The sequence below is a fragment of the Pseudomonas sp. 3MAES_34.3B genome (assembly GCF_058145875.1).
On sequence record NZ_CM176960.1, the window covers coordinates 1860146 to 1878351 of the forward strand.

Annotated in this window: 11 protein-coding genes; 6 read left to right on the forward strand and 5 right to left on the reverse strand. The window is 62.9% G+C overall.

The window, feature by feature from the left end; genetic code table 11:
- The first annotated feature begins 7 nt into the window (after positions 1-7).
- Both AC3Z8Y_RS08225 and AC3Z8Y_RS08230 read left to right on the forward strand, forming a co-directional pair.
- The gene (locus AC3Z8Y_RS08225) at positions 8-430 is read left to right on the forward strand and encodes an RbsD/FucU family protein (RefSeq protein ID WP_490089250.1); all 423 of its coding nucleotides are present in this window, start codon (positions 8-10) and stop codon (positions 428-430) included.
- Positions 431-457: 27 nt separating this feature from the next.
- A complete protein-coding gene (locus tag AC3Z8Y_RS08230) occupies positions 458-1294 on the forward strand; it encodes an amidohydrolase family protein (protein ID WP_490089251.1) in 837 nt (278 codons plus the stop codon).
- A 101-nt stretch (positions 1295-1395) separates the two neighbouring features.
- On the opposite strand, the gene AC3Z8Y_RS08235 is transcribed toward AC3Z8Y_RS08230, so the two are convergent.
- A complete protein-coding gene (locus tag AC3Z8Y_RS08235; RefSeq protein WP_490089252.1) occupies positions 1396-3393 on the reverse strand; it encodes a M10 family metallopeptidase C-terminal domain-containing protein in 1998 nt (665 codons plus the stop codon).
- 311 nt (positions 3394-3704) lie between these two features.
- On the opposite strand from AC3Z8Y_RS08235, the gene AC3Z8Y_RS08240 reads away from it, so the two are divergent.
- Positions 3705-6671 carry an autotransporter outer membrane beta-barrel domain-containing protein gene (locus tag AC3Z8Y_RS08240; RefSeq protein WP_490089253.1) on the forward strand — a complete coding sequence of 989 codons (2967 nt, stop codon included), beginning with the start codon at positions 3705-3707 and terminating at the stop codon, positions 6669-6671.
- Between the two features lie 112 nt (positions 6672-6783).
- On the opposite strand, the gene AC3Z8Y_RS08245 is transcribed toward AC3Z8Y_RS08240, so the two are convergent.
- The 3 genes from AC3Z8Y_RS08245 to AC3Z8Y_RS08255 form a co-directional block, all read right to left on the reverse strand.
- Entirely contained in the window at positions 6784-7935 is a 1152-nt protein-coding gene (locus AC3Z8Y_RS08245) for an acyl-CoA dehydrogenase family protein (protein WP_490089254.1), read from the reverse strand.
- Positions 7936-7993: 58 nt separating this feature from the next.
- The gene (locus AC3Z8Y_RS08250) at positions 7994-9073 is read right to left on the reverse strand and encodes an enoyl-CoA hydratase/isomerase family protein (RefSeq protein ID WP_490089255.1); all 1080 of its coding nucleotides are present in this window, start codon (positions 9071-9073) and stop codon (positions 7994-7996) included.
- Positions 9074-9286: 213 nt separating this feature from the next.
- Entirely contained in the window at positions 9287-9448 is a 162-nt protein-coding gene (locus AC3Z8Y_RS08255) for a hypothetical protein (RefSeq protein ID WP_490089256.1), read from the reverse strand.
- Between the two features lie 214 nt (positions 9449-9662).
- On the opposite strand from AC3Z8Y_RS08255, the gene AC3Z8Y_RS08260 reads away from it, so the two are divergent.
- Genes AC3Z8Y_RS08260 through glgB form a run of 3 tightly spaced genes read left to right on the forward strand, consistent with a single transcriptional unit; the run spans position 9663 to position 17264 of the window.
- On the forward strand, positions 9663-11687 hold the full coding sequence (locus tag AC3Z8Y_RS08260) for an alpha-1,4-glucan--maltose-1-phosphate maltosyltransferase (protein WP_490089257.1): 2025 nt from the start codon (positions 9663-9665) through the stop codon (positions 11685-11687).
- A gap of 13 nt (positions 11688-11700) precedes the next feature.
- Complete coding sequence (treS, locus tag AC3Z8Y_RS08265; RefSeq protein ID WP_490089258.1) at positions 11701-15021, forward strand: maltose alpha-D-glucosyltransferase; 3321 nt, start codon at positions 11701-11703, stop codon at positions 15019-15021.
- Positions 15018-17264: a 1,4-alpha-glucan branching protein GlgB gene (gene glgB, locus AC3Z8Y_RS08270; RefSeq protein WP_490089259.1), complete on the forward strand. Its 2247-nt coding sequence runs from the start codon at positions 15018-15020 to the stop codon at positions 17262-17264. Before treS ends, glgB begins: the two co-directional genes overlap by 4 nt.
- Positions 17265-17387: 123 nt before the next feature.
- Here the strand turns inward: glgB and AC3Z8Y_RS08275 are convergent, their stop codons facing one another.
- Positions 17388-18122: an endonuclease/exonuclease/phosphatase family protein gene (locus tag AC3Z8Y_RS08275; protein ID WP_181116376.1), complete on the reverse strand. Its 735-nt coding sequence runs from the start codon at positions 18120-18122 to the stop codon at positions 17388-17390.
- Positions 18123-18206 lie beyond the last annotated feature (84 nt).

Sequence of the window (18206 nt, forward strand, 5' to 3'; positions counted from 1 at the left end):
CAGATTCATGCTGAAAACCATCGATCCACTGCTTACTGGCCAGTTACTGCAGATTCTCGCGGACATGGGCCACGGCGATGAGTTGGTGCTGGGCGACGCCAACTTCCCCGCCGCTGCGGTTGCGCAGCGCCTGGTGCAATTGCCGGGGCACACGGCTACCTCGGTACTCCAGGCCGTGCTGTCCCTCCTGCCGCTGGATGATTTTGTTGAACGACCGGCCGCAGTCATGGCATGCCCCGATGGGCAGCCAGCGATTTACAGTGAGTTCACCACGCTTATCCATGACAGCGAAGGCCGTGCCCTGACGCTTGAGCCGATCGACCGCTTCGAATTCTATGACCGCGCCAAGCTGGCTTACGCCGTGGTGTCCACCGGCGAGCGCCGGCTGTACGGCAACATCATCCTCAAGAAGGGCGTCATTCGCGCCTGATCGTCAGATCAGCACCTCGGAGGCACCATGCTCGATTGTCATCAGCACTTCTGGAAAATGGACCGTGGGGACTACAGCTGGATGGGGCCGCACGTGGCGCCTTTGCTGCGGGACTTCCTGCCGGATGACCTGCGCGGCGAAATGCGCCGCGCCGGGGTCAGCCGCACGGTGGTCGTGCAGGCGGCACAGACGGAGGCCGAAACCGACTTCCTCCTGGCGCTCGCCGCAAAGACAGACTTCATTGCCGGGGTGGTGGGCTGGCTGGACCTGGAGGCGGCGAATTTTCCGGAGAAACTGGCCCGTTATCGGAATAACCCGTTGCTGGTGGGCGTGCGCCCCATGCTGCAGGAACTGGACGACGATGCCTGGATTCTTCGCCCGCAAGTGCTGGCCAACCTCAAGCGGATCGCCGTGGCCGGGCTGGGGTTCGACCTGCTAACGTTCAATCGCCATTTGCCCTATGTGATCGAAGCCTTGCAGCAAACCCCGGGGCTGCGGGCGGTGATCGATCATGTGTCGAAACCCGCGATCGGGGCGGGGCCTGCAGACCCTGCCTTCGCGGACTGGGCGAGCAACATGCAAACCGTCGCGGGGCTGGCCAACGTGTGCTGCAAGGTCTCCGGAATGGTCACCGAAGCCTCGGCGGACTGGGCCCTGGAAGATTTCCGGCCCTACATCGACGTGGTGGCCAATGCCTTCGGCCCCCAGCGCCTGATGTTCGGCAGCGACTGGCCGGTGTGCACCCTGGCCGCCAGCTATGCCGAGGTCCATAACCTGGCCCGGGTGCTGTTGGGCAGCCACTTCGGCCCAGAAGAAATGAGCCAGGTATTCGAAGGCAATGCGGCGCGGTTTTATGGGGTTTGAGGGTTTGGAATGGGCAAGCGCGGGCGCTGTGGGAGTAGGCGAAAGCCTGCGAACATTCCCGGGAATATATTCGCAAGCTCTCGCCGGTTGCCGGTTTGCCGTCAAGCGGTCACATGCTCCGGCGCCGCCACGCCCAGGGTAGTCACTTCGGTTGCATCGGCAAACACGAAGTTCTCCGGCCGCAGCCGGTTCTCCACGAGGTAGTCCCCCGCCAGGGAAATTTCGAAGCGGTGGCCCGAAGCATCGGCGTCGTAATCTTTAAGATAGGTGCGGTCGAGCGCGGCGCTGTAGGTCACTTTCAACGTGTGGTTGGTACCGTCGCCGAAGCCGGTGTAGCCCAGCGCCGCCACGTCGATCACGTCCTGATAGCGGGTGAAATCCTGGATCACGTCGGTGAAGCTTGCGCTGGCGGTGCGGTAACTGTCATCGGCGCTGGTAAAGAGGAAGGTGTCATTGCCGCTGCCGCCGGTGAGCACGTCACGCCCGCTGCCACCGATCAGCACGTCGTCATCAGCCCCGCCATCGAGGCGGTCGTTACCCGCCAGGCCTCGCAGAATTTCCTGCACCGGGGTACCGGTCAGTGTATCCGCGCCCGTGGTGCCAATGATTGGCGCCGGCTCGAACAGCAGGTTGGTGGTATTCAATTTTCCAGATAGGTCGCCGTCCAGTGTCAGTTCAAAGCGCTGGCCGTCCGCGTCCGCATCATAGCTTTTGAGGTAGGTGAGGGTGCCGGCGGCGTTCACCTGGATGGCCAGGGTGCCGTCATGGCCATTGCCGATGCCCGTGAAGCCCAGGGCAGTAAGGTCGATGCGGTCCTGGCTGGCATTGAAATCCAGTATGCGATCGCTGGCACTGGTGCTGGCCGTGCGGTAGCTGTCGCTGATCGCGTCAAAGCGGAACACGTCCGCGCCAGCGCCGCCACTCAGCTGGTCGCGGCCGCCATTGCCTTGCAGCACGTCCGCGCCCGCCAACCCCTTGATGATTTCCCCTTCGCTCGACCCCAGCAGCACGTCGGCATTCGGTGAGCCGTCCACATGGTACTGGCCGTCCGGGCTGGCGAAGTGAGTGTCCAGGGTGCCGTTGGCGTTCAGGCGGATCACGCCGTAATCGTCACCGCTGTCGCCGGCGACGATGATCTTGCCGTCTGCCTGCACGGTGATCGACCGCGGTGATTCGTAGCCGTCAGACGTGCTGATCGTGACCACGCCATCGGTGCCGAACGTGGTGTCGTAACCGCCATCAGCCTTGAGCCGCACGATGGTGTAGCCGTCGTAGCCTTCGCCATTGTTGGCCAACAGGATCTTGCCGTCCGCCTGCACGGTAATGCCGCCACGGGGGTCGGTCAGCGTGCCGGGATCGAGTGTCAGCACGCCCTGGTCGCCGAAGGTGGTGTCCGGCGAGCCATCGGCGTTCACCCTGGCGAGGGTGTAGGGATAATCGTCGCCATATTGCAGGCCAGCCAGCAGCCATTGGCCATTGGCGAGCCCACGTACTTCCACGCCATCTGCTCCGATGTCGAACGGGGCGGCGAAACTGAACTCGCCGTTGTCGCCAAACGTGGTATCCAGGGTGCCGTTGGCCTTCAGGCGTACCACATTGACGTCGCCCTCGTTCAAGGTGGTCACCAGTACCGAGCCGTCGGCGTTGGCCATTACCGTACCGCTGGCATCGCCGGTGCCGCTGGGGAAGCTGGCGGCGGCATTGGTGTTGAAGGTGGTATCCAGCGCGCCGTTGGCCTTGATGCGAATCACGCCGTAGTCGCTGCTGGTCGGCCCGAAGTGAATGCTGCTCACCAATACCGAACCGTCGGCCTGCACCGCCAGGCTGTAGCCTTCGTCGATGGACACCTCGGCGCTGATCACCGTGCGCCCGTTGGTGCCGTAGGTAGTGTCCAGCGAGCCGTCGGCGTTCAAGCGCGCGATCGAATAATCGTAATCGGTTTCGAACACGCCGCCGTAAAAGCTGAAGCCTGCCACAAGGATTTTGCCGTCGGCCTGCACGCTGACACTTTGGTTCACCTCTTCGAAACCGGCAACGTCGATCACGGCGATCCCGGGAGAGGTTCGAGTGGTGTAGGTGGAAGTCGATACGGTGGCCATGGGCATTCCCTTGCTAGCAGAGCGCGCCGAAGCGGCGGCAGAAACATCACCCTAGCCGTGAATCGCCGATTAGCCAGAAGAGATCCAATACCGTCGGTCAGTCGCTTGTGTACCTACGCCGATACACGGCTTTGACAGCGCACATGCCGCTGCCTATACCCACTTCACACGCCTCTACACCCGGGTGCCCTATGGACAGTTGCAACCCCGGTCAGCCTCGGCAGTCGGCCGCCCCTTCGTACGTCTATACCTCTGCAAACCTGCATCCGTGCTTACGTGGGCATGCGCTTGCCATTGCGGTAATGGTTGCCATGGGCAGCCCCTTGACCGAAGCGCGAGCGGAGGACACGTGCACCCGGCGGCTGACCGTAGTGGAGAGGCCAGTCACGGCCGGGTGCCGGCTGAGCGCGGGCGAGAGCCTGGTGGTAAGCGCCACGGGCAGCATCGCCGTTGCGCAAGGCGCCGCCGTGGCGATGCAGGGGGCGAACTTCTCTACGGCGCGCATCCTCAATGCCGGCACGCTGAGCAGCGAAGGCCTGGATGACTTTGTGGTGAACATCGACCGCTCGGTACTGAGGCAGGTCAGCAACACAGGGCTTATCCAGGCACTGGGCACCAGCGAAGGCGCTGCGTTGATCCGCGACAGCAACCTGGCCGGCGATGTGCGCAACAGCGGCAATATCGAAGGGCGATACCGTGGGCTGGTGGTGGAGGGCAGTTCGGTGGCGGGCTCGATCATCAACAGTGGCAGTATCACTGCGGGTAGTACACCCATGCAGGTGGTAGGCACGCTGGTGTACGGCGACGTGCGCAACAGCGGCACCATCGCCAGCCGCAGCGGCGGCTCGGAAATCGCCAACAGCCATGTGCTGGGCAGCTTCGTGAACAGCGGCGTGTTCACCAGCGGTATTACCTCGTTCTTCATGAGCAATACCGTGATCGACGGGGGGTTCGTAAACAGCGGCACCATCGAATCGGGCTCCAACATCAACATCAACGACAGCGTGTTCGGGAGTTTCACCAACACGGGCACCCTGCATGCGTATTCAGGCGATGTTTCACTGAGCGACACGCTGGTGAAGGGTGATTTCATCAACCGCGGCACCATTTCCACCGGCCAGACCGGCTTTGCGGGGTTGTCGTTGTATGGCGGGATGATTGGCGGCAGCTTGATCAACCGCGGCACCCTGGACGGCGGCCACTTCGCCCCTGCGTTCAATGCCGACCAAGGCGCGGTAATTGTGGGTGACCTGCGCAATCAGGGGGTGATCCAGGGGCGCACCGGCGTGCGACTTAACAGCAGTCACCTCATTGGCAGCCTGATAAACACCGGGCGCATCGTTGGTAATGTGGCCGAGGGCGAACAACAGGGCGTAGGGCTGCGCGTCACCGGCGGTGACATCGGCGCAGGCCTGCGCAACAGCGGCACCATCCTGGGCTACGACCAGGGCATTCGGCTGGAAAACGTGCGCATTGGGGGCAAGGTGGTAAACAGCGGCACCGTACGCGGCCAGACCGCGATGGCCCTGTTGGGCACTACCACTGTCGATACGCTGGAAAACCGTGGCGCGCTGGCCGGGGAGGCCATCGGGCTGCGGATCGGCGAGGGTGCTCATGTGCAAACCCTGGCCGCGTACGGCACGCTGTCGGGCGCCGACTATGCCCTCTATGTGGATAGCGACAGCCGCCTGGATACGCTGACCATCGCCGGGCGCTACATCACCTGGTTCGATGCGCCCGTGCATGCGCCGGGCACTCGCGCGTACCTTTACAGCAATGCTGCCTACATGATGGAAGGCGGCAGCGTGTTCGAGGTAGAGCGCTTCGTGAACCGAGGCACCTTGGCGGTAAACACGCCGATCACCGGGCTGAACCCGGCACGGATCGACGGCGATTACAACCAGGCAAGTACCGCCGTGTTGCAAACCTGGGTCGCCAATGCGCAGAGCTATGGCCAGTTGAAAGTCGGCGGCACCGCAACGCTGCCCAGCAATGCCCACCTGGACGTTGGCCTGTACGGCGCCAATACCCCCTTTTCCGTGAGCAGCCTGGCGGATGTGATCAGCGCTGGGCGGCTGGTGTCGGATGGCACCTTCAACGTGACCAGCAACTCAGCCTTGTTCAATTTTGGCGCGGTGAAGGATGGCAATACCGTGGACCTTACCCTTTCGCCCAAGGCTTCCGATGGCGTTGCCAGCGCTGCCCGCCAGGCGGGGTTGCATGGGGCGCTGACGGCCGCGGCAGCGATTGACCGGCAGCTGGCCAAGGGAGCTGCAAGCCCGCTGACCGGTTATTTCGTGGGTGCCAGCAGCAATGCTCAGGTGGCTGCCACACTGGCCCAGGCGCTGCCGATGGATAACGCGGCGTTGCGCACCAGTCAGGCAGCCTTGGCCTCCATTGGCCAAGCGGTGCAAGGGCGCATGAGTACCAGCGCCTTGGGGCTGAGCCGGGCCAATAGCAGCAGCACGAGCGGGCTTTGGAGCCAACCGTTCAGTTACAGCGGCAACCGCGACAGCGGCGTCGACAGTGCCGGCGGCAGCGTGGTCGGCCTGGACACGGCCGTATCCCCCACGCACCGGATAGGGATAGCGTTCGCCTATGCCAATGGCGGCACCGCCGGTGGTGTATCCGGTGGCCCGCAGCAAAGCCAGCTCGACCTATGGCAATTTCTCGGCTACAGCGCCCATGCGCTGGACGCGCGAACGGAATGGATGCTGTACGGCGGCGCGGGTAGCCTCCAGGTGGACGGGCAGCGGGAGCTGTTGGCCGGCGCGGCGCATGCCCGCTATGACAGCGCAGTGGCGACACTGGGCAGCAGCCTGGCGCAGCGCTACGACCTCGGCGAGCGCACGCGGCTGATGCCGTCGCTGCGGCTGGATTACAACCATGTGCACGAGGGGCGTTATCAAGAGCGGGGCCCGGCAGGCCTGCAACCGCTGCTGTTGAACGTGGCGGCACGGGACACCGGGCAGCTGATTGCAGGCTTCGACGCCCGGCTGGAACAGGACATGGGCGCGGCAACGCGGCTACGGTTGAACCTGGGCATGGGTTACGACCTGATCAATGATCCAGGCACTCGCACCGCCGCCTTTGCCGGCGCCCCCCACGACAGCTTCACCATCACCGGCGAACAGCCCAGCCCCTGGCTGTTGCGAGGCGGGGCAGGGGTAGTGAGCACGCTGCGCGGCGGCACCGAGGTGTCGCTCACTTACGACGCTCAAAGCCGCAGCGATTACACCGACCACAGTGCCTCGCTGCGGGTGAATGTACCGTTTTGAACAGGGCGCCTGTAGCAGCGTAGCTTGCTAGCGACCTGCTTCACCGCAGTGATGCGTCAATCGCTGGCAAGCCAGGCTGCTACGGCTGATGGCTCGCTGCGGAGCGCAGCAGTCACACCCCGTTGCGCACCAGTTCGCGGGCGATCAGCAGGCGCTGGATTTCGCTTGAGCCTTCGTAGATCTGCGTGATACGCGCATCGCGGTAGTATTTTTCCACCGGGTAGTCTTCCAGATACCCATAGCCGCCATGGATCTGCAGCGCCTTGGAGCACACCCATTCGGCCATTTCCGAGGCGAACAGCTTGGCCTGGGAGGCTTCGGACAGGCAGGGCAGCCCAGCCGAGCGCAGCCGGGCGGCATGTAGCACAAGCAGCCGGGCGGCGTTTACCCGCGTGTGCATGTCGGCCAGCAGGTTGGCGACGCTCTGGTGCTCTACGATGGGCTGGCCGAACTGGACCCGCTCGGTGCCATAGCGCAGCGCTGCTTCCAGCGCCGCCCTAGCGATGCCGACCGCTTGCGCGCCGATGCCGATACGCCCGCCTTCCAGGTTCGACAGGGCGATGCTCAGCCCTCTGCCGCGTTCACCAAGAAGGTTTTCGGCCGGTATGCGGCAGTCGCTAAGGGTAATGGCGCAGGTGTCCGAGGCCTTGATCCCCAGCTTGTGCTCGCTGCGGTCCACGATAAACCCGGGCGTGGAGGTGGGTACCAGAAACGCCGACAGCCCTTTTTTCCCCAGCTCGGGGTCGGTAACCGCGAACACGATCGCCAGCTCGGCCCGGCGGCCGTTGGTCACAAATTGCTTGGCGCCATTGAGCACCCACTCCTCGCCCTGGCGCTCGGCGCGGGTGCGCAGGTTATGGGCCTCGGAGCCGGCATGGGGTTCGGTCAGGCAAAAGCAACCAATCGCCTGCCCGCTGGCCAACCGTGGTAGCCACGTATCCTGTTGGGCGGCAGTCCCGAACTTGAGGATCGGCCCGCACCCGACCGAGTTGTGCACGCTCATGAGGGTGCCAACAGCGCCGTCGGCGGCGGAAATTTCTTCCACGGCCAAGGCATAGGCCACGTAGTCGAGGTAGCTGCCGCCCCATTGCTCGGGAACCACCATGCCGAGCAAGCCCAGCTCGCCCATCTGCGCAACGACCTGGTCGTCGATCCAGCCCGCCTTTTCCCAGGCCTGGGCGCGGGGCGCGATCTGCGCCTGGGCAAACTGCCGGGCCATATCCCTGAACATGACCTGCTCTTCGGTAAACTCGAGGTCTTGCATGTGTCACTCCCTGCGCGGCCTGCTGCGCCCCTATCGCCCGCGGCGCGGGCCTGTAGGGTCACAGGCCTTCGAATAGTTCTTGTAATTGTCGTTGCCCGGGTGCGGGTTTCCACCGGGGCCGGTTGTCCTTGTCAATCAATACCGCGCGAACGCCCTCCAACAGGTCGCCGCGCTCGAACCACTGAGCCGCCAGGTGCAGCTCCATGGCAAAGCAACTCTCCAGGCTCAGCTGCCGGCCGAATACCAGCATCTCACGCGTAACCGCCATGGCCAGCGGCGAGCGCAGGGCCATTTCATCGGCAGTGCGCAAGGCCCAGTCACGGCTGTCGGCAACGTTCACCTGGCGAAGCTGTTCAATGATGCTGGGCACCTCCGGCTGGTTGAAGAAATGATCGATGGCAGGCCGCAGGCGATCCAGCGGAGGTTCGGGCAGTGCTTGCACGCCCAGCCTGGCCAATATGTTCTGGATGTCCTTGAGCGGCATGGGTGACCAGTCCATCTGGCCCAGCCGCTCCTCGAACTGCGCCAGCCGGTCGTGTTCCACGAACCAGTCGGCCAGCCCGCAATACAGGGCATCGGCGGCCTGGATACGGGCGCCGGTTATGCCCAGGTACAGCCCGATGGCACCTGGCAGCCGGGACAGGAAATAGCTGGCGCCCACATCAGGAAAGAAACCGATGGCGGTTTCCGGCATGCCCAACCAGCTGCGTTCGGTCACGATGCGCAGTTCGGCGGCTTGCGCCAGGCCCATGCCGCCACCCAATGTGAAACCGTCCATGATCGCGACCACAGGCTTGCGAAACTGATGCAGAGCCAGGTCGAGTTCGTATTCCTCGGCGAAGAACGCTTGATGCACGGTGTCGTGGTGTTCGTAACTTTTGCACAGGGCACGTACATCGCCACCTGCACAGAAGCCCTTGCTCCCGGCGCCGCGCAATACCACGGCGAACACCTGCGGGTCATCCGCCCATTCGGCCAGGCAAGCACGAAGGGTACGGACCATCTCCAGCGTCAGGGCATTGATGCCCGAGGGACGGTTGAGCGTGAGATAGCCCACATGGTTGCGTACCTCGATCAAGACGGTGTCATCGGTGACGCCGGCCTCCTGGCCGTTGGCGGAAATAGCCTGTGCAGACATTAGCGAGGTCCCTGCTTATTGTTTAGGCGGGCCCGAAGGCGCGCGTGTTGCCGGGATGGGAAGCATCCTGACAGCCACCTTCGCGCGCTTCAACGGGCATTGGTGCAGCCACGGCGTGCGTATTTGCACCTGGCTGACCACCGAATTCAGACCGGATCCACGCCCCTTGGTTCGGCTGTGGTGCAGGCGCCTGAAACGGCGTGGCCACGGGGTTTACAGCTGGGCAGGCGGTGCCTCGGAGGGCGGGTCGCCAACGCCCGGCTGGCTACCTGGCAATGGGGGCGCATTTTCGGGGTCGTCCACGGGCGGTGGCAATGCTGGCTCATCGATATTCGGGTCGGGTACGTCAAGCGGTTCAGGCAATGGCAGTGACATGGCTATGCTCCTTTGGCGCTGGGTTTCACATCGTGACCTCAGCGTAGCCCCTAAGGCTCAACCGAGCCGCCGGGAGGTTGCATATAGCGCGCAAGGCAGGCTGCTTGAACTTTCATTTAGGGCCAGCCTCCGAATTCAAAGGTCGAGGCCGCCCGGCTTCGGCAAGGCATACAGTGAACGCAACGCGTCCACGGGGCGTAGGGAGCGAAACTCGATGACGGTGGAACAAACCTTTGAAACGGGCCCAGGGGCCCCTCACGGTGAGCATCCGGAGCACCGCTTGAGTGTGTCCGAGGCGCTGTTGTTGCCGCGCATAGCGATCGAAGACGTGTCCCCGGTGCTGGACGATGGGGCATGGCCGATCAAGTCCTTGCCCGGCCGCACCCTTACCGTGGACGCCAAGGTATTCACTGACGGGCACGACAAGCTGGCGGTGTTGCTGCGCTGGCACAAGGTAGGCGACGGCCAATGGCACAGTACGCCCATGCAGGACCTGGGCAACGACAGCTGGCAGGCCGAGATCACCTTCGACGAAGTGGCCCGTCACAGCTTCATGATCGAAGCATGGCGCGATGATTTCGCCAGCTACCGCTATGAGCTGGAAAAGAAATACGGCGCCGGGGTGAACATCGACCTGGAACTGGAGGAGGGGCGGCTGCACCTGGTGCACGCCATTGGCCGCAGCGAGGGGGAACTGCGCGATCGTTTGCAGGCCGTCCATGACCGCCTGGATGGGCTTGACCAGGATCACCGCGTTGCCTTGCTGCTGGAATCGGCCACCGCCCAGGCCATGCGCGAGGCCGATAACCGCCCGTTCCTCAGCCGCAGCCCCGAGTACCCGGTTGAGGTGGAGCGCACGCTGGCCGAGTTCGCCAGCTGGTATGAGCTGTTCCCCCGGTCCATTACCGACGATCCCAACCGCCATGGCACGTTCAACGACGTGCACAGCCGGTTGCCGATGATCCGCGACATGGGTTTTGACGTACTCTACTTCACGCCCATCCATCCCATCGGCCGTGCGCACCGCAAGGGCCGCAACAATTCGTTGGAAGCCGGGCCGGACGACGTCGGCAGCCCTTACGCCATCGGTAGCCCTGAAGGTGGCCACGAGGCCATTCACCCGCAATTGGGTACCCGTGAAGACTTCCGCCAACTGGTGAAGGCCGCGGCCGAGCATGGCCTGGAGATCGCCCTGGACTTCGCCATTCAATGCTCGCAAGACCACCCGTGGCTCAAGCAGCATCCGGGCTGGTTCTCCTGGCGCCCGGACGGGACTATCCGTTACGCCGAAAACCCGCCGAAAAAGTACCAGGACATCGTCAACGTCGACTTCTATGCCGCCGATGCAGTCCCTTCGCTCTGGACCGAGCTGTGCGAAGTGGTGTGGGGCTGGGTTCAAGAGGGCGTGAAGATCTTCCGCGTGGACAACCCACACACCAAGCCGCTGCCGTTCTGGCAATGGATGATCGAGGAAATCCGCAGCCGCGATCCGGATGTGATGTTCCTTGCCGAGGCCTTCACCAAGCCGGCGATGATGGCCCGCCTGGGCAAGGTCGGTTACAGCCAGAGCTACACCTACTTCACCTGGCGCAACACCAAGGCGGAGTTGCAGAAGTACTTCACTGAACTCAACCAGCCGCCATGGTCGCTGTGCTACCGGCCGAACTTCTTTGTGAACACACCGGACATCAATCCGTTCTTCCTGCATGAAAGCGGGCGCCCTGGGTTCCTGATCCGCGCCGCGCTGGCCACCATGGGTTCGGGGCTGTGGGGGATGTATTCGGGCTTTGAACTGTGTGAGTCGGCGCCCATTCCCGGCAAGGAAGAGTACCTGGATTCGGAAAAGTACGAGATCCGCGTGCGGGACTTTACCCAGCCAGGGAACATCATCGCGGAGATCGCCCAGCTCAACCGCATTCGCCGGCAGAACCCCGCGCTGCAAACCCACCTTGGCTTTGCCTTCTACAATGCGTCGAACGACAACATCCTGTATTTCGGCAAACGCACCCCGGACAAAAAGAACTTCATCCTGGTGGCGATCAACCTCGACCCGTACAACGCTCAGGAAGCGCAGTTCGAACTGCCGCTGTGGGAACTGGGGTTGGACGACGATGCTTCGGTGAACGGCGAAGACTTGATGACCGGGCACCGCTGGACGTGGCATGGCAAGACACAATGGACCCGCCTGGAGCCGCATATGCCGTTCGGTATCTGGCGAATGGAAAAAGTTGCCTTCTGACGGATGCGCATAAATGGCCAAGAAATCGCGCGAAGCGTTCTTGAATGACCCGCTCTGGTACAAGGATGCGGTGATTTACCAGGTACATGTGAAGTCGTTTCATGATTCCAACAATGACGGCATAGGCGACTTCCCTGGCCTTATCGCCAAGCTCGACTACATCGCCGAGCTTGGCGTGAACACCATCTGGCTGTTGCCGTTCTATCCCTCGCCCCGACGCGATGACGGCTATGACATTTCCGAGTACAAGGCCGTGCACCCGGATTACGGCACCATGGCCGATGTTCGCCGGTTCATCGCCGAGGCGCACAAGCGCAACCTGCGGATCATTACCGAGCTGGTGATCAACCACACCTCCGACCAGCACCCGTGGTTTCAGCGGGCACGGCGGGCGAAGAAAGGCTCGAGGGCGCGGGACTTTTATGTGTGGTCCGATGACGACAAGAAGTATGACGGTACCCGGATCATCTTCCTGGACACCGAAAAGTCGAACTGGACCTGGGACCCGGTGGCCGGGCAATACTTCTGGCATCGGTTCTATTCCCACCAGCCCGACCTGAACTTCGATAACCCGCAGGTGATGAAGGCGGTTATCGGCGTGATGCGCTACTGGCTGGACCTGGGCATCGACGGTTTGCGCCTGGATGCCATCCCGTACCTCATCGAGCGCAACGGCACCAACAACGAGAACCTCCCTGAAACCCACAAGGTACTCAAGGAGATCCGCGCCGAGATCGACGCCAACTACCCGGACCGCATGCTGCTGGCCGAAGCCAACCAGTGGCCCGAAGACACCCAGCTGTACTTCGGCGACCGTAAGGGCGATAACGGCGATGAGTGCCACATGGCATTCCACTTCCCGCTGATGCCGCGCATGTACATGGCGCTGGCTCAGGAGGACCGCTTCCCCATCACCGACATCCTGCGCCAGACGCCGGAAATCCCTCCGAATTGCCAATGGGCAATCTTCCTGCGCAACCACGATGAATTGACGCTGGAGATGGTGACCGACCGCGAACGGGATTATCTGTGGAATCACTATGCGGCCGATCGCAGGGCGCGGATCAACCTGGGCATTCGGCGCCGGCTGGCCCCTTTACTGGAGCGTGACCGCCGCCGTATCGAACTGCTCAACAGCCTGCTGCTGTCCATGCCGGGCACGCCGACCCTGTATTACGGGGACGAGATCGGGATGGGCGACAACATATACCTGGGTGACCGCGACGGGGTACGCACACCGATGCAATGGTCGGTGGATCGCAATGGCGGTTTCTCCCGCGCCAACCCCGCCAGCCTTGTACTGCCGCCCATCCAGGACCCGTTGTACGGCTACCAGGCGGTGAACGTGGAAACCCAGGCCAGCGACCCTCACTCGTTGCTGAACTGGACCCGGCGCCTGCTGGCGGTGCGCAAGCATCAACAGGCTTTCGGCCGCGGCACGCTGAAAATGCTGACCCCCAGCAACCGGCGGATTCTTGCGTACCTGCGCGAGTACACCGATGCCGAGGGCCGCACCGAGCACATCCTGTGCGTGGCGAACGTGTCCAGGGCCGCCCAGGCCGCGGAGCTGGAGCTGTCGCCGTATGCCGGCATGGTGCCGGTGGAAATGCTCGGCGGTAACGCCTTTCCCCCCATCGGTCAGTTGCCGTTCCTGCTGACCTTGCCCCCTTATGGGTTTTACTGGTTCCTGCTTGCCCCGGAAAACCAGATGCCTAGCTGGCACGTGGAGGCCGCACAACCTATGCCTGATCTGGAAACGCTGGTGCTCAAGAAGCGCCTGGAAGAATTGCTCGACGGCCCGGCCCGTCACACCATCGAGCACACCACCTTGCCACAGTACTTGCCCAAGCGCCGCTGGTTCGGAGGCAAGGGCAATACCATCGACAGCATCCGCGTGGCCTATGGCGTGCGCTTCAGCCAATTGCCGGTGCCCGTATTGCTGAGCGAAATCGAAGTGAGCAGCGGGGGCGTGGTCAGCCGCTACCAGTTCCCCTTCGGGTTCGTCCCGGAAGACCTGATCAGTAGCGCCTTGCCCCAGCAGCTGGCGCTCACCCGGGTGCGCCGCAACAACAAGGTAGGGTTGCTGACCGACGCCTTCGTGCTTGAGAGTTTTATTCGCGCCGTAGTGCGTGGGCTCAAGGCGGACAGCGTATTGCCGTGCGCCGAGGGCCAGCTGCGCTTCACCCATACCGCTCAGATGGACGCCCTCAACGTGGCGGACGAGCCGCCGATCCGCTACCTGTCCGCCGAGCAATCCAACAGCTCGGTAGTGATCGACGGCAGCATGGTGCTCAAAATGATCCGCAAGGTGAGTGGTGGCATTCACCCGGAACTCGAAATGGGGGCGTTCCTCACTGAAGCGGGCTACCAGAACATTTCGCCGTTGATGGGCTCGGTGGTGCGCGTGGACGAAGCCGGGGTGCCGCACCTGCTGATGATTGCCCAGGGCTACCTGAACAATCAGGGCGATGCCTGGGAATGGACCCAGAACAACCTCGAGCGGGCGGTTCGCGATGAGCTGGACGCTGCCCGTTCCGAGCAGGAGCAGCACTACAACGCGCTTGAAGAACTGAAAGCGTTCGCGGGCATGCTCGGCCAACGCCTGGGCGAAATGCATGTTGCGCTGGCGGGGGACACGGACAACCCGGACTTCGCCGCGCGGGTGAGTGATGAAAAAGATGCCCAGGCATGGAGCAAAAGCGTAACGGCGCAGGTCGAACGCGCGTTGCACTTACTCGAACAACACAAGGACACCTTCACGGATGACGCCAAACCCAAGGTGGCAGAGCTGCTGGGCCGGCGCGAAGCCTTGCTCTCCCACGTGGAGCGGCTTGCCCGTACCGCTGTGGGTGGCCTGGTGATGCGGGTTCATGGCGACCTTCATCTCGGCCAGGTGCTGGTAGTGCAAGGCGATGCTTACCTGATCGACTTCGAAGGTGAGCCGGCGCGGCCGCTGGAAGAGCGCCGCGGCAAGTACAGCCCCTACAAGGACGTGAGCGGTGTGCTGCGTTCGTTCGACTATGCCGCGGCCATGGCGGTGCGCAGTGCCCAGGCCGTGGACAGCTCCACAGAAGCCGCCGATGCTCGCCAGCGTGTAGCCGATCGCTACCTGGCGGAAGCGCGTCAGGCGTTCATTGAGGCGTATGGCCTGGCCAGCGCTACCTTGGCTCATGCCTGGGAAGACCCCGAAGGCGAGCGTGCCGCGCTCGAACTCTTCAGCCTGGAAAAGGCTGCCTACGAAATCGCTTACGAAGCCGAGAATCGCCCGAGCTGGTTGGCCGTGCCCTTGCATGGCCTCTTCGGGCTGCTGGCTATCAACGGAGACAACACATGAGTGCGCAACAGGGACAGGGCCGCGCCCAGGGCGTATTTCCGCCAGACGCGGACATACAGGCATTGGTGCGTGCAGAGCACCCCGACCCGTTCGCGGTATTGGGGCCGCACGGAGATGGAGCGGATGGCCTGTATGTACGCGCCTATCTGCCTCACGCCATGCGGGTGGAACTGGTAAGCAGCCAAAGTGAAGACACGATCGGGCACCTCGAAGAGCACTCATCGGTACCCGGCTTTTTTGCCGGCCGCCTGGAAGGCCCGCGCGACTATCGGCTCAGGATTCATTGGGCCACCGGGGTACAGATCGCTCACGATCCCTACAGCTTCGGTGAACAGCTCGGCGAAATGGACCTTTACCTGTTCGCGGAGGGTAACCATCGCAACCTCAGCGACGCCATGGGCTCGCAGGTGATCAACGTTCACGGCGTGGAAGGCGTACGGTTCTCGGTGTGGGCGCCCAATGCCCGCCGGGTATCGGTTGTAGGCCACTTCAACGGCTGGGACGGCCGCCGCCATCCCATGCGCCAGCGCCACCCCAGCGGGGTATGGGAGATTTTCATTCCAGCCCTTAATGCGGGTGAGATCTACAAGTACGAAGTACTGGGGCAGCACGGCATCTTGCCGCTCAAGGCAGACCCGTTGGCGCGTTGGACCGAATTGCCGCCCGCCACGGGCTCGCGAGTTGCCACGCGCTTGCGCCATCAATGGGGTGACCAGGCGTGGATGGAAGGGCGGCAGGCAGCGGCGGGCGCCGACAAACCGCTGTCCATCTACGAGCTGCACGCCGGGTCCTGGATGGTGGAGACCGACGAGGCTGGTGAATTCAGCCGGCACTACAGCTGGAGCGAGCTGGCCGATCGGCTTATTCCGTACATCCAGCAGCTCGGCTTTACCCACATCGAGCTGATGCCGGTGATGGAACACCCGTTCGGGGGCTCCTGGGGCTATCAACCGCTGAGCCAGTTCGCGCCGTCGGCCCGCTATGGCGAACCGGACGAGTTCGCCGCGTTCGTCGACGCCTGTCACCAGGCGGGTATAGGGGTGTTGCTGGACTGGGTGCCCGCGCACTTCCCCACCGATCAACACGGAATGGAGCGTTTCGACGGCACCGCGTTGTACGAATACGACAACCCGCTGGAAGGCTTCCATCAGGACTGGAACACGCTGATCTACAACCTCGGGCGCACCGAGGTGCACGGGTTCATGATTGCCTCGGCCCTGCATTGGCTCAAGCACTACCATATCGACGGGCTGAGGGTAGACGCCGTGGCGTCGATGCTCTACCGAGACTACTCGCGCAAGGCAGGCGAATGGGTACCCAACAAGTTTGGCGGCCGTGAGAATATCGAGGCGATCGATTTCCTGCGCCACCTCAACGATGTGGTCGCCCAGGAAACCCCCGGCGCGCTGGTGATCGCCGAGGAGTCCACGGCCTGGCCAGGCGTAAGCCAAAGCACCCAGCAAGGCGGGCTGGGCTTCGCGTACAAGTGGAACATGGGCTGGATGCACGACACGTTGCATTACATTCAGAACGACCCTATCCATCGCCAGCATCACCACAACGAACTGAGCTTTGGCCTGATGTATGCGTTCTCGGAGCACTTCGTGCTACCGATTTCTCACGATGAAGTGGTGCATGGCAAGCATTCGCTGATCGACAAGATGCCGGGCGACCGCTGGCAGAAGTTCGCGAACCTGCGGGCCTACCTGGCCTTCATGTGGACCCACCCCGGCAAGAAGTTGCTGTTCATGGGGTGCGAATTCGGTCAGTTCCGCGAGTGGAACCATGACCACCAGTTGGACTGGTACCTCACCCAGTATTCAGAGCACAAGGGCGTGCAGCAGGCCATCAGCGACCTGAACCGGTTGTACCGCGAGGAGCCGGCGCTGCATGAACAAGACTGCAAGCCGCAGGGCTTCCAGTGGGTAATTGGTGATGACGCAGTGAACAGCGTGTACGCCTACCTGCGCTGGAGCCGCCACGGTGAGCCCCTGCTAGTGGTTGCGAACTTTACCCCGGTACCCCGCGATGGCTACCGCATCGGCGTGCCCGTGGCTGGGCTGTGGGATGAGGTATTCAACAGTGATGCCGAAACTTACGCCGGCTCTAACTATGGCAACGGCGGCGCGGTGGCGAGCGAAGAAATCGAGAGCCACGGCCAGATCCACTCGCTGAATCTCAAGCTGCCACCCCTTGGCGTATTGATCCTGCAGCCTCAGGTGGTCAAGGCGGCCCGGTTGTAACGGGCCTAGGGCGGGTGCAGTCCCTGGTCGCCGGCAAGCCGTGCTGCTACAGGCATTCACTGTAGCAGCACGGCTTGCCGGCGATTGTGCTGCAGGGCCAAGGTTACGGGTAAACGGCGCGGATCAAAGATGGATCTCTACTGCCAGCGGCAGGTGATCCGACAGATGCGTCCATGGCCGGGTACCGAGTATCCGGGGTTGGTGGCTGGTGGCGTTGCGCAGGTAGATGCGGTCCAGGCGCAGCATGGGGAAGCGGGCAGGGTAGGTTTTGGGCAGTTGGCCCAGGTTGCGCTCGAATGCCTCGTGGAGGTCGCCATACTGCGCCAGGGTTGCGTTGCCCTTGAGCTGCCAGTCGTTGAAATCCCCGGCGATGATTACTGGTGCATGCGGCGGCAGCGAGTCCAGCAGCTGGCGTAACAGCCGCAGCTGTTGCTGACGGTGGTGCTCCATCAACGACAAATGAACGCAAATGGCATGGACGCCGTCTTCGTGCCCCGGCACCTGCAGGATGCAGTGTAGAAAACCGCGCCGCTCCGGCCCGGTAATGGACACATCCAGGTTGCGGTAATGGAGGATGGGGTACTTGGACAGCAGGGCGTTGCCGTGATGGCCGTCGGGGTAAACGGCGTTACGGCCATAAGCGAATTCGGGCCACATGCTGTCGGCCAGAAATTCATATTGGGACACCTGCGGCCAGTTGGCGAAGCGTGAAGCATGGCGGTCATGGCCGCCCAGCACTTCCTGCAGGAATACGATATCCGCGCTGGTGCTGCGTACCGCTTCACGCAGCTCCGGCAGGATGAACCTGCGGTTGAACGCAGTGAAGCCTTTGTGCGTATTGACCGTGAGGACACGTATGCGGTGAACCTCACGGTCGCGTTTTGCGCCCCCATGCGGGTTGCTGGCACCCTCGGCTGGCTCGGCGTACACGGTGGCTCCTTG